This is a genomic window from Amycolatopsis sp. NPDC045836 (genome assembly GCF_056431745.1).
In genome coordinates this window covers 73,030-86,227 of the sequence record NZ_JBWKKF010000008.1, presented here as the reverse complement: position 1 = coordinate 86,227, position 13,198 = coordinate 73,030, and the positions used below count along the sequence as shown (strand labels likewise).

Genomic DNA, 13,198 nt, shown 5'->3' with positions numbered 1-13,198 from the left:
GCCCGACCTTCGTCGCGACCGCCCCGCGACGGCGAGGGCCGGACGGCGGCGTCGAGCATCGCGGGAGTTCGAGGTCCAGCATCCGGGAGTGGTTGCCGCGACCCCGGGGCGATCGCAGACTCGGCACCGCCCGCGGAAGTCCGTGGACCGTCTACTTCGGAATGCTGAGGGGCGAGCGTGCGGCTGCACTGGTTCCTGCCGACCACCGGGGACGGGCGGACGATCGTGGAACGGTTCCACGCCAAGCGTTCCCTCGGCCCCGGCGCCCAGCGGCCGCCGACCATCGAGTACCTCGCGCAGGTGGCGCGGGCGGCGGAGCACCTCGGGTTCGAAGGCGTCCTGACGCCGACCGGCACCTGGTGCGAGGACGCCTGGTTGACCACGGCCGCGTTGATCCGCGAGACCTCCCGGCTGAAGTTCCTGGTCGCCTTCCGGCCCGGCGCCATCTCCCCGACGCTCGCCGCGCAGATGGCCTCGACCTACCAGCGGATCTCCGGCGGACGCCTGCTGCTCAACGTGGTCACCGGCGGCGACGCCGTGGAACAGCGCCGCTTCGGCGATTGGCACGACCACGACGCCCGGTACGCCAGGACCGCCGAATTCCTCACCGTCCTGCGCGGCGTGTGGAGCGGGCAGCCGTTCGACTTCGACGGCGAGCACCTCAGGGTGGCGGGCGCGACCGTGCTGGCACCGCCGGATCCGGTGCCGCCGGTGTACTTCGGCGGCTCCTCACCGGCCGCGCTGCCGGTCGCCGCCGCGCACGCCGACGTCTACCTCACCTGGGGGGAGCCGCCGGCCCAGGTCGCCGAGAAGATCGGCAGGGTGCGCGAGCTGGCCGCACGGCAGAACCGCGAGCTGAGGTTCGGCATCCGCCTGCACACCATTTCCCGCGACACCTCGGCCGAAGCCTGGGCCGAGGCGCAGAAGCTGCTCGACGCGCTCGACCCGCGGCAGGTGGCCGAGGCGCAGGCACAACTGGCCGTCAGCGAATCGGCCGGCCAGCGGCGGATGGTGGCGCTGCACCACGGGAAGCTCGACGGCGGGGTGCGCGGGTTGGAAATTCACCCGAACCTGTGGGCGGGCGTCGGCCTGGTGCGCGGCGGGGCGGGCACCGCTTTGGTGGGCAGCCACACCGAAGTCGCCGACCTGATCGAGGAGTACCACTCGCTCGGCATGACCGAATTCGTGCTGTCGGGCTATCCGCACCTCGAGGAAGCGTACTGGTTCGGCGAGGGGGTCCGGCCGGAACTCGGCCGCCGCGGGCTGCTGGATCGCGGAAAACCCGTTCGTGGCCGCCTTGTGACCGGCTGAGCGCTGTCCGTTTTGCCCCCTCGCCACTAACCTGCACCAATCTCAGGCGAAGGAAGCGGAGGTCAGCGATGACGGACGTCGAATGCCCGCACGCCGCGGGCGGCACGGTGCGGACCCTCGGCGAGGCGTTCCAGCGGACGGTCGAGCTGCGCCCGGGCGCGGTCGCGTTGCGGGTGCCCGGCGGGAAGCAGGACCTCACCTGGCGCGAGTACCAGAAGCGGGTGCGCTCGCTCACCGCCGGACTGGCCGCGCACGGGGTCACGCGGGGCGCGACGGTCGGCCTGATGCTGAGCAACCGCCCGGAGGCGCACCTGGTCGACACCGCCGCGCTGCACCTCGGCGCGACGCCGTTCTCCATCTACAACACCAGTTCCCCCGAGCAGATCGCCTACCTGTTCGGCAACGCGGGGAACCGGGTGGTGATCACCGAGCGGCAGTTCCTGGACCGGATCACCGCCGCCGGTGCGGCACTGGACCACGTGGTGCTCGTCGACGGCGAGGCCGAGGGCACGATCCCACTGGCGCAGTTGGAATCCTCGGGGGCCGCCGACTTCGACTTCGACGCCGCGTGGCGGGCGGTGGAACCCGGTGACGTCGCCACGCTCATCTACACCTCCGGCACCACCGGGCCGCCGAAGGGCGTGAAGATCACCCACGCCAACGTGATGGCCGAGGCCCGCGCGCTGATGCCGCACCTCAACCCCGGCATCGACGACCGGATCACCTCGTACCTGCCCAGCGCGCACGTGGCCGACCGGATGTCCGCGCACTACCTGAACCTGGTGCGCGGTGTGCAGATCACCTGCGTCGACGACCCGCGGGCGATCGCCGCCGCGCTGCCGGACGCCCGCCCGACCATCTGGGTCGCGGTGCCGCGCGTGTGGCAGAAGATCCGCGGTGGCATCGAAACCAAGCTCGCCGCGGAACCCAAGGCGGTGAAGCGGAACCTGGCGAACTGGGCGATCGGCGTCGGCAGGCGGGTGGCGGTGGCCGAGGTGTCCGGGCAGCGGCCCTCCCCCGCCGACAAGGTCCAGCACGCCATCGCCGACAAGCTCGTGCTGAGCAAGCTGCGCCACGCGCTCGGCCTGGACCAGCTGCGCTGGGCGGTGTCCGGTGCCGCCGCGATCCCGGCCGAGACGCTGGAGTACTTCCTCGGCCTCGGGCTGCCGGTCTACGAGGTGTGGGGCATGTCCGAAACCACCGCGGCGGCCACCACGAACGCGCCGGACGCGTTCAAGATCGGTTCGGTCGGCAAGGCGATGGACGGCGTCGAGCTCAAGCTCGGCGAGGACGGCGAACTGCTCTGCCGCGGTGCCCTGGTCACCCCCGGCTACCACGGGCAGCCGGAGCAGACCGCCGAGGCGATCGACGCCGACGGCTGGCTGCACACCGGCGACATCGCCACCATCGACGCGGACGGCTTCGTCACCATCGTCGACCGCAAGAAGGAACTGATCATCAACGAGGCGGGCAAGAACATGTCGCCGACCAACATCGAGAACGCGCTGAAGGCGGCGTCGCCGCTGATCGCGCAGGCGGTGGCGATCGGCGACGCCAAGGCGTACGTGACCGCGCTGGTCGTGCTCGACCCCGAGATGGTGGCCGCGCGCGCCGAAGAACTGGGGTTGAGCGATCCGTCGGTCGGCGTGGCCGCCGAGAGCGAGACCGTGCGGGCCGCGGTCGCCGAGGCCGTGCGGGCGGGCAACGAGAAGCTGAGCCGCGCCGAGCAGATCAAGCGGTTCCGGATCGTGCCCTCGTCCTGGGACCCGGGCGGCGACGAGCTGACCCCGAAGATGTCCTTGCGGCGCAAGCCGATCGCGGAGAAGTACCGGTCGGAGATCGACGGCCTGTACGAGCCCGCGCCGGGCCCGCAGGTGGTCGATCTGGGGTGAACCCGGCGGCCGGGCGCGTAGGCTGCCCCCGATGGCAGCTCCGAGCACCCCGGCCGCCCGCGCCCGCCGGCCGAAGAACCGGAAGGCGCAGATCGCGCTGGCCGCCGCCGAACTGTTCTGCCGCCGCGGCTACCACAGCGTCGGGGTGGACGAGATCGCCGACGCGGTCGGCATCACCGGTCCCGCCATCTACCGGCACTTCCGCACCAAGCAGGCGATACTGGCGCACGCGGTGGGCGAGCTGTCCGACGGGCTCGCCACCGCGGCGGTGCCGGACGAGCGGGCGGGCACCCCGGCCGAGCGGCTCGACTCGGTGCTGCGGAACCTGGCCGCGTTCGCCGTCGAGCGCCGCACGCTGACGCGGCTGTACCAGTGGGAGGACCGGCACCTGCCCGAGGACGAGCGGCGGCGGGCGACCGCGCGCACGCGGGTGGCGGTGCGCGCGGTGCGGTCGCTGCTGCTCGGCGTGCGCCCGGAACTGGACCGCGCCCCGGCCACGCTGCTGACGCTGGCGGTGTTCAGCGTGTTCGGCAGCCTGAGCACGCACCGGGTGAGCCTGGCGAGGGGCCGCACCGAGGCGGTCGTCCGCGAGCTGGCCGCGAACGTGCTGGCCCTGCCGCCACCCCCGCCGCCGGAACCGCGCCCCCAGCGCCCCCGCGAGGAGCTGCTGCACCTGGTCTCCCGGCGCGAACGGCTGCTGGTGGAGGCCGTGCACCTGTTCCACCAGCGCGGTTTCCAGGCGGTGAGCATGGAGGAGATCGGCACCAGGGCCGGGATCAACGCCTCCAGCCTGTACCGCCACTTCGACGGCAAGGGCGACCTGCTCGCGGCCATCCACCACCGGGCGGCCGAACGCCTTTCCGACGCCGCGACCACCGCGCTCACCGGCGCCCGCGACCCGGCCGAGGCGCTGGACCGGCTGATCCCCACCTACGTGCGGATCGCCTTCGACCAGGCCGCACTGGTGTCGGTGTACCTGTCCGAGAACGACAACCTGCCGCCAGGCGACCGGGACGCGCTGCGGGCGGCGCAACGGCGGCACGTCGACGAGTGGGTGCGGCTGGTCGGCTCCTCGCGCGGGGACGAGCCCGCCGCGGAAACCCGGCTGCGGGTGTACGCGGCGTTGAACGCGGTGACCGACCTGGCCCGCGCCGAGCCGGCGCTGACCGATCCCCCCTTCGGCGAGACGCTGGTCCGGACCCTGCTGACAAGTTAACGGTCATTCGCGTCGTGACGACCGTCCCAGCCGAGGGACCGACCAAACGGTATGCCTGCTCAGTTGGTGGAGACCTGACCGGCCGAGGCCATGCGGACCACGGCCTTCCGCATTTGTTAACAAGCATTTACAGTGGCCGAAAAGCCGACCAGGGAGGCCAGCGTTGACCACTCAGCCGTCCGTTGTGCACGAAGTCGAAGGCCAGACCATCCCGAGGCTGCTCGCGCGCAACGCCGTCGAGCACGCCGACCGCCCAGCGCTGACTTCGCTCGACGACGCGGCGTACCCGACGCTGACCTGGGCGGGTTTCCGCGACGAAATCGCCGCGGTGGCACGGGGTTTCGCCGATCTCGGGCTCTCCGCCGGCGAGCGCGTGCTGATCATGGCGCCGAACCGGCCCGAGCACCTGATCGCCGACCTGGCCGCCACCCACCTCGCCGCGCTGCCCTGCACCGCCTACTCCACGCTGAGCCCGGAGCAGATCCGGTTCGTCGCCACGCACAGCGCGGCCCCGCTGGTGGTGCTCGGCGGAACCGCCGAGATCGAGCGCTGGAGCACCGTTTTCGACGACCTGCCCGCGTTGCGGCACGTGGTGGTGATGGACGCCGACGCGGTGCCCGCCGGCGACAAGCGGTTCGTCGGCCTCGCCGAGGTGCGGGCGCGGGGTGCCGAACTGCACGCGGCCGATCCGTCGGTGTTCGAGCAGACCTGGCAGCGCATCAACCCGGACGACCCGCTGTCGATGATCTACACCTCGGGCACCACCGGGGAGCCGAAGGGCGTGGTGCTCTCCCACCGCAACGCCATCCACCAGGCCTACGCGGTGCACCAGCTGCACGGCACGCCGATGCACGTGGACACCATCGGCTACCTGCCGCTGGCGCACATCGCCGAGCGCGAGCTGTCGCTCTACATGCCGATCACCTACGCCGGGCACGTGCACACGCTGGCCGAGCCGAGCGGCATCGTGGCCGCGCTGGGCCGGGTGCGGCCGCAGGGTTTCTTCGGCGTGCCGCGGGTGTGGGAGAAGATGGTGGCCGGGCTGAAGAACATGCTCGCCGCGGCACCCGAGGAGAACCGCAAGGCGCTCACCGCGGCCAACGAGCTGCTGCAGGAGGGCTACCGGCTGCGCAGCGCGGGTCAGGAGGTGCCCGCCGAACTGGCCGAGAAGATCGCGCGGGCCGACGAGCAGGTGCTCGCCCCGGTGCGCCAGATGCTCGGCCTGGACCGGCTGCTGCTGTCCTCCAGCGGTGCCGCCGCGCTGCCGCTGGAGGTCCTCTACTTCATCGCCGGGCTCGGCGTGGAGATCGAAGAGGTGTGGGGCCTGTCGGAAACCACCGGCGCGGCCACCTCCAACACCGCGAGCGCCTTCCGGGCGGGCAGCGTCGGGCGCCCGGTCGCCGACGTCGAGGTGAAGGTCGGCGAGGACGGCGAGCTGTTCGTCCGCGGTCCCATCGTGTTCCTCGGGTACCTGCAGGCGGACGGCTCGATCGAGCCCGCGGTCGACGAACGGGGCTGGCTGGCCACCGGTGACATCGGCACCATCGACGAAGACGGTTACGTCTTCATCACCGACCGCAAGAAGGAACTGATCATCACCTCCGGCGGCAAGAACATCGCCCCCACCCGGATCGAGGGCCTGCTCAAGGAGCACCCGCTGATCGGGCAGGCGGTGGCCATCGGCGACGGGAAGCCGTTCATCTCCGCGCTGATCGTGCTGGACGACGAGATCGCACCGGGCTGGGCGGCGGCCAACGGCATCGACCTCGGCGAGGGCGCCGATCCGGCCGCGCTCGCCGCCCACCCCGGCATCCGCGCCGAGATCGACCGCGCGGTCGAATCGGCGAACAGCAGGCTGGCCCGCGTCGAGCAGATCAAGAAGTACCACCTGCTGCCGAAGGCGTGGACCCCGGAAACCGGCGAGCTGACCCCGACGCTGAAGCTCAAGCGCCGGGTGATCAACGAGCGCTACGGACCGGCCATCACCGACCTGTACGCCGGCGCGCCCACGCCGACGGCCTGAGCCCGGCCCCGGGGCCGGGCTCACCCGGCCCCGGGGTCAGGCCGTGCGCAACGGGTTCTCGGTCCACTTCCGCAGCTTGGGCGGGACCCGCTTCTCCAGGCCGTACGGCTCCAGGTGCGCGCTGAACACCTCGTCGAAGGCGCGTTCCACGCTCTCGGTGTCCCACACCTCGCGCTCCAGGATGGGCGCCTTGAAGTGCGGCTGGCCGAGGACGTGCAGCTGCGGGCCGTTGCAGCGGATCAGCTGGCCGGTGATGCCCGCCGACCGCTCCCCGAGCAGGAACAGCACCAGCGGCGCGATGCGGGCGGGGGTGCGGTCCGGCGGGCAGTTGCGCAGCGAGCGCTCCGACTTCCAGACCATGCGCGTGTGCGCCAGCGGGCACACCGCGTTCACCCGGATCCCGACCTCCTCCAGGTCCAGTGCCCAGGAGTAGGTCAGCGACGCGACCGCGCCCTTGGTGGCGGCGTACACCCCGAGCTTCCGCTGGCCGAGCGACGCCCCGGAGGAGATGTTGACGATGGAGCCGCCGCCACCCGCGGCCACCATCGCCTCGGCCGCGGCCATGCCGGTGTACATCACCCCGAGCACGTTGACCTCGACCAGTTCGCGCACCCTGGCCGGGTCCTCCTGCCACGGCAGCGCCTCGTAGTTGAGCCCGGCGTTGCTGACCAGGCCGTCGATCCGGCCGAACTCGGCCACGCACCCGTCGATGATGGCCCGCGCCTGCCCCGGGTCGGCCACGTCGTGCCCGCTGGCCACCGCCCGGCCGCCGTGCGCGCGGATGCCCGCGGCGGTCCGCTCGGCGAACTCGGCGTCCACGTCGTTCACCACGACCGCGGCCCCGGCCTGCGCGGCGTGCACCGCGAACGCCTCGCCGAGCCCCCGGCCCCCACCGGTGACCACGACGGCCTTGCCTGCCAGCACCCCGTCCATCGCCTGACCTCCCTGTCCCCGGCCGGCCACGGGCGGATTTGCTCACCCGCTGCTACCAGCCCTCACGTCCAGTGTTGGCCACGAAGGGTCATCCGCGCGCACCTCAGGAGACGAACGGCTGTCTCACTGCGCCGAACGAGTGAGCCTGACCGGCGCAGTGATATCGCCGCACGGGTCACTCGGTCACTCCGAACGGCGCCACCCTCGGTAACGGGGCGAACACGTTCGCAGGCTTACTACTGAGGTGGGGTTCTCGCTACGCAGTGGTGAACGTCATACTGAACGTCGCCGGACGTGTCGTCCGGGTGAAGGCCCTGTCTGGACCTTCGGACCCGCAGGACACAATGCACTGCCCGAGCAAGTTCACCCGATCGGGGGGAAGAAGACTGACGGTGAAGACGAACGCTCCTCCTCGGATGCGGGCGGTACTCCGGAACGGCGAGTTCCGTACGCTCTGGCTGGCCGAGGCCCAGTCCGTGGCGGGCGATCAGCTGACCACCGTCGCCTTGGCGATCACCGTCTACGCCCGGACCGGCTCACCGCTGTGGGCGGCGCTCGCCTACGCGATGACCTACCTGCCCGCCCTGGCCGGTGGGCTGGGCCTGGCGCAGCTGGCGGACCGCTACCCGCGCCGCACCGTGCTGTGGAGCTGCGCCGCCGCCCAGGCGGTCATCGTCGGCGTGATGGCCATCCCCGGCACCCCGCTGGTCGCCCTGGTCGCGCTGGTGGTGCTGGCCCGGCTGTTCGGCGCCCCGGCCAACGCCGCGCAGAACGCGCTGACCAGGGAGGTGTTCACCGACGACGAGCTGTACCTGCGCAGCCAGGACATCCGCGGCATCACCACGAACCTGGCCATGCTGCTGGGCCTGATCGGCGCCGGGGCGCTGGTCACCACCATCGGGGTGAGCTGGACGCTGGCCATCGACGCGGCCACCTTCGCCGTCAGCGCGGTGGTCATCCGGCTGCGGGTGGCCCGCCGCGAGGCCGCGGGCAACGGGGACGACCCGTGGTTCGGGGCCATCCGCTGGGTCTCCGGGCAGCGGCGGCTGCGGGTGCTGCTGGGCCTGTCGTGGCTGGTGGGCTTCGCGATGATCCCGGAGGGGCTCGCGGCCCCGCTGGCCGAGGAGATCGGGGCGCCGCCGGAGGCCGTCGGCTGGCTGCTCGCCGCGGACCCGCTCGGCTTCATCCTCGGGGTCTTCCTGCTGTCGAACTACGTGCGGGCGGAGGTCCGCCGCCGGGTGATCGGCGTGCTGGCGGTGGTGCCGAACGCCATCCTGCTCGTCTTCGCCGTCGACCCCGGGCTGGTGCTCGCGCTGACCGCGCTGGCGCTGGCCGGCGTCGCCGGGGCCTACATCGTGACCGTGGGGGCCACGTTCATCACCTGGGTGCCCAACGAACTCCGGGGCGGGGCCGGTGGGCTCTACCGCACCGGCCTGCGGGTCACCCAGGGGGTCGGCGCCGCGCTCGGTGGCGCGCTCGCGCAGCTGGCCGGTTCGGCCACCGCGGCGATCGCCATCGGCGGCGCGCTGGGTGTGGTGCTCGGGCTACCGCTGGCCTGGTCGTGGGCACGCGCCCGGCGAGACCCCGGCAGCCCGGACTGACGTGGGCGGTAACGATGACGCGCCGAGCGCCGACAACACAACCACCGGGCCGTTCACGAACGGCTGGGGCACACCGGCGGCAGGCACGGCGCACTCTGCACGGACTGCACGATCTGCACTCACTGCAGGGACGGCACTGGCAACACTGGCAACAGCTCGGGGCTCAGAAGTCACGACCAGCCACTTCGGGCACCTCCTCGGAGCGATCAAGTTCGGAAAATCGACAACAGAATCCGCATCAGAAGTCACGGCCGGTCACGTCCGACACCTCCCAGCACAAGCGCTACTGCAAAACCATTACATTCAGAGATCAGAAGTCACGGCCGGCCACGCCGAACACCTCCTCGCGAACAAAACGCCACAACCCGCATCGTTCCATTGTCGGTCAAGAAGACGCTTCCAGCATCTTCGCTCATGCACGCCCGGCGTCAACACCTGGAACTGCCGGACTTGCATCCCGTCTCGCCTCGCGCTTCCGGTGTCGTGAGATGGTACCGGTCGTGAAGGTCGAACCGGTGCCCACTCGCGTACCGGAAAGGTTACCCAGGTGCTCGAGCCCGGGTGGACGGGAGGTGTGCCGATGGCCCTGATGCCCCGCGACCGGCCACCGCCCGCGACCGGCGATTCCGGCCGACCGGCCGGTGCCGCCGGGTCCGAGGCCGCTCCCGCGCCGGGTGGCGCGGCGGCCGCGAACCCGCCCGCCGAGCCCGCGGAATCGCCGGACGGGGCCGCCGGGGACATTCCTCGCAGGCACCCGTTCGACCCCCGCGCGTGGGGAATCTGGCAACGCCCGAAAAAGCTCGTCGCGTATTTGCTGGTAATGGAGACGATCGCGGCGTCCGGACTGGTGTACGCATTTTCCGTCTCCGATGCTCCGAACGGTCTCGACTGGATCAGGTTCGCCATTCTGGTGGTGGGCGCCACCATTCACATCCAATTGACCCAACGCCAGGAAGAACGGCGCCGGAGTCGGACGAAAACCGTGCTGATCGACCTCACCGCGGTGTGGATCTTCCCGGCCGTACTGGTCGTCCCGGTACCGCTGATCGTCGCATTGGTGGTCATCATCCGGGGGCAGCGCTGGTTCACCGCCCGGCGGCCCGCGCACAACTTCGTCTTCTCCACCATCTCGCACAGCCTGGCCGCGGCGGTGGCCCACCTGGCCTTCGCCGACCTCGGCCCGCAGGACTGGACCTCGCTGACGTTCAGCGGTTCGGTGCGCGAGTTCGGCCTGGTGGTGCTCACCGCGGCGATCTACGAGGTGATCCAGATCGTCTTCGTCGGCGGGGCCATCTGGGCCGCGTCGAAGAGCAGGCCGAGCGCCACCACCATCCTGGGCAGCAAGGCGGACAACGTGCTGGAGGCGGTGACCACCGGCCTCGGCGCGATGACCGCGATCCTGCTGGTCACCATGCCGCCGACGGTGGCCATCATGGCCGTGGTCACCGTGGTGTTCAACCGGCTGGCCGAGCTGGACCAGCTGCAGAGCGACGTGCGCACCGATCCCAAGACCGGCCTGCTCAACATGCGCGGCTGGTCGGAATCCGCCGAGCGCGCGCTGTCGCGGACCAGCCGCGGGGAGGACAACCTCGCGCTGCTGATGATCGACCTGGACCACTTCAAGTGGATCAACGACACGTTCGGCCACCCGGCCGGGGACGACGTGCTCCGTTCGGTGGCCGAGGCGCTCGACCAGGTGACGCGACCGTCCGATGTGGTCGGCCGGTTCGGCGGCGAGGAGTTCCTCGTGCTGCTGCCCGAAATCGACCCCACCGCGGCGGAGCTGGCGGCCGAGCGGGTGCTGCACACCATCGCCGCGCTGAGCATCGACAGCACCGACAAGCGCGGCGACCCGACCACCATCTCCGGGCGCACCACCTCGATCGGGGTGGCCCTGTACCCCCGGCACGGGGACACCCTGGAGGCACTGCTGCAGGCCGCCGACTCGGCTGTCTACGAGGCCAAGGAGGGCGGCCGCAACCAGGTCCGCTTCGCCGACGGCACCACCACCCGCAAGCGTGAAGCCTAGGTGGCGAAGGTCATAGGTCCGTACCAATCACAGTGTTACGGAAATCGGCGGGCGAGTAAAAGCGGTGGTCAGGGCATTTTCCCCGGAGCGGTCCCGGACAGTGGGAAGAAATCGCCTTTACCGCACCTGATGCCAATGCACTAACCCGGACTCGGGCACCGCGTCGGGATTTGTCTCCGGTTCGCCAAGACCGTCCTCGCGGAGCCTGGACAACGCCGCTTCCAGCGGCAACTCCCCTTCTTCGGCCACCGCCCGCTCCGCCGCGTACTCGCGCACCAGGTCGTGCATCCGGAACCGCCCGGAGGCGGGCTGGGTGAGCAGGTTCGCCACCACCAAACGGGTCAGCACGCGGCGGCCACCCGCGTCACCGAGCAGGGCCACCGCGGCCCGCGCCGGGAAGTCCGTGCCGGGCACCAGGCTCAGCAGGCGGAACAGCCGCCGCGCCCGCGGGTCGAGGCGGGCGTAGGCCAGGTCGACCGCGGCGCGCACGGCGTCCCGGCGGTCGCGCAGCCTGCCGTGGGCCCGCACCGCGGCGTTGTAGGCGCCGATGCCGGACCCCGGGGTGGCGACCAGGTTGGCCGCGGCGAGGCGCAACGCGAGCGGCAGGTGCTCACAGAGCGTGATCAGCACGTCGACCGCCCCCGGTTCGGCGGCCAGCCGATCGGGTCCGAGCAAACCGCCCAGGAAGCTCCGCGCCTCGGTGTCGACGAACACGTCCAGGGGAATCCGCCGAGCCCCCCGTTCGGCGGTGAGGCGGTCACGGCTGGTGATCAGCACCGGGCAGGCGGGACTGTCCGGCAGCAGGGGCCGCACCTGCTCGCTGTCCGCCGCGTTGTCCAGCAGCACCAGCGCCGTGCGGCTGGCCAGCCGGGTCCGGTACAGCGCCGCCGCCGCGCCGACCTCGGCGGGCACCCCGTCGGCGGGCACGCCCAGCGCCCGCAGGAGCCGGGTGAGCGCGTCCAGCGGCCGCAGCGGCTCGCGGCCGTACCCGCGGAGGTTGACGTAGAGCTGCCCGTCGGGGAACCGCTCGCGGACGCGGTGGGCCCAGTGCCCGGCGAGCGTGCTCTTGCCGGCGCCCCCGCGGCCGTAGAGCACGGTGATCGGGGCCGGGTCGTCGAGCTGTTCGAGGTATTCGGTGCGGCCGGTGAAATCGGGGACGTCCGCGGGCAGCCGGGCCGGGGCCGGTTCCCCGGTGTCCAGTTCGCCCCGCACCACGCGCAGGTGCGCGGCCCGCAGTTCGGCGCCGGGGCCGACGCCGAGTTCGTCCGCCAGCCGCTGCCGGACCTCGCCGAACAACGCCAGCGCCGCCGCCTGCTGCCCGGACGCGGCCAGCGCCAGCATCAGCCGCGCGGAAAGCCCTTCGTGCCAGGGTTCCTCCCCGGCCAGCTCCCGGAGCGGTTCCACCACCCGTGCGCCTTCGCCCGCCGCGAGCGCGGTGTCGGCGTAGTGCAGCGCGGTCACCAGCCGCCGCCGCGAAACCGCCTCGGCGACCGGGTGCGCCCGCAGGTTCGCCGGCAGCCCGGCGAGCACCGGACCACGCCACTCCCGCAGCGCCCGCGCGAACAAGTCCAGTGCTGCCAACGGTTCCGCGAAGCGCGAGGCGCGGGCCCGCCGGGTGAGCTCGTCGAACCGCGCCAGGTCGAGGTCGGCGGCGTCGAGGCGGTAACCGCCGTAACTGGACCGCAGCGCGGGCGAGAACGGGCCGCCGCGCTCGGGTTCCAGTGCCTTGCGCAACCCGGAAACGTAGGTGTGCACCAGGTTCTGGCAACTCACCGGCGGCCGGTCGGCCCACAGCACGTCGATGATCTCGGCGCGGTCGACCACTTCGCCCGCCCGCAGCGCCAGCAGGGCGAACAGGCACCGCTGCTTCGCCGGGCCCAGGTCCAGCGGGGTGCCGTCCCTGGTCACCGTGAGCGGGCCGAGCACACCGATGGACAACTGGTCCGGCGGCAGCCGGAAATCGCCGTCCGCCCAGGCCGCGGCCACCGCGTCGGGCAGTTCCAGCGCCCCGGCCAGCCGCCGCAGCGACTCCCGGCGCGGCCGCTCCACCCGGTTCTGCTCCAGGTAGCGGATCGCCCGGAGGCTCAGGCCCGCGCGCTCCGCCAGTTCGCGCTGGGTCAGCCTCGCCCGCATGCGGTGCGCCCGCAGCACCGCCCCGAATCCTCCCGCTTCCCGCCCCACCGGTGGCTCCCC

General features: G+C 72.0%; 8 protein-coding genes. 6 read left to right on the top strand and 2 right to left on the bottom strand.

Annotated features, from left to right (window positions below):
- The first annotated feature begins 177 nt into the window (after window positions 1-177).
- The 4 genes from AC07EG_RS16875 (at window position 178) to AC07EG_RS16860 (ending at window position 6,442) form a co-directional block, all read left to right on the top strand.
- Entirely contained in the window at window positions 178-1,311 is a 1,134-nt protein-coding gene (locus AC07EG_RS16875) for an LLM class flavin-dependent oxidoreductase (RefSeq protein WP_478254024.1), read from the top strand.
- A 68-nt stretch (window positions 1,312-1,379) separates the two neighbouring features.
- Window positions 1,380-3,203 (top strand): AMP-binding protein, encoded by a 1,824-nt coding sequence (locus AC07EG_RS16870; protein WP_478254023.1) that lies wholly within the window; start codon window positions 1,380-1,382, stop codon window positions 3,201-3,203.
- Window positions 3,204-3,234: 31 nt separating this feature from the next.
- Complete coding sequence (locus AC07EG_RS16865; protein WP_478254022.1) at window positions 3,235-4,419, top strand: TetR/AcrR family transcriptional regulator; 1,185 nt, start codon at window positions 3,235-3,237, stop codon at window positions 4,417-4,419.
- Between the two features lie 163 nt (window positions 4,420-4,582).
- On the top strand, window positions 4,583-6,442 hold the full coding sequence (locus AC07EG_RS16860; RefSeq protein ID WP_478254021.1) for an AMP-dependent synthetase/ligase: 1,860 nt from the start codon (window positions 4,583-4,585) through the stop codon (window positions 6,440-6,442).
- 36 nt (window positions 6,443-6,478) lie between these two features.
- On the opposite strand, the gene AC07EG_RS16855 is transcribed toward AC07EG_RS16860, so the two are convergent.
- Window positions 6,479-7,375, bottom strand: a complete 897-nt coding sequence (locus tag AC07EG_RS16855) for an SDR family NAD(P)-dependent oxidoreductase (protein ID WP_478254020.1) — start codon at window positions 7,373-7,375, stop codon at window positions 6,479-6,481.
- Between the two features lie 416 nt (window positions 7,376-7,791).
- Here AC07EG_RS16855 and AC07EG_RS16850 point away from each other — a divergent pair, with 416 nt between their 5' ends.
- Window positions 7,792-8,976, top strand: a complete 1,185-nt coding sequence (locus tag AC07EG_RS16850; protein ID WP_478254019.1) for an MFS transporter — start codon at window positions 7,792-7,794, stop codon at window positions 8,974-8,976.
- A gap of 580 nt (window positions 8,977-9,556) precedes the next feature.
- Window positions 9,557-11,005, top strand: coding sequence for a GGDEF domain-containing protein (locus tag AC07EG_RS16845; RefSeq protein ID WP_478254018.1), 1,449 nt, complete (start codon window positions 9,557-9,559; stop codon window positions 11,003-11,005).
- Window positions 11,006-11,122: 117 nt separating this feature from the next.
- On the opposite strand, the gene AC07EG_RS16840 is transcribed toward AC07EG_RS16845, so the two are convergent.
- Window positions 11,123-13,186 carry a BTAD domain-containing putative transcriptional regulator gene (locus AC07EG_RS16840; protein WP_478254017.1) on the bottom strand — a complete coding sequence of 688 codons (2,064 nt, stop codon included), beginning with the start codon at window positions 13,184-13,186 and terminating at the stop codon, window positions 11,123-11,125.
- Window positions 13,187-13,198: the final 12 nt, after the last annotated feature.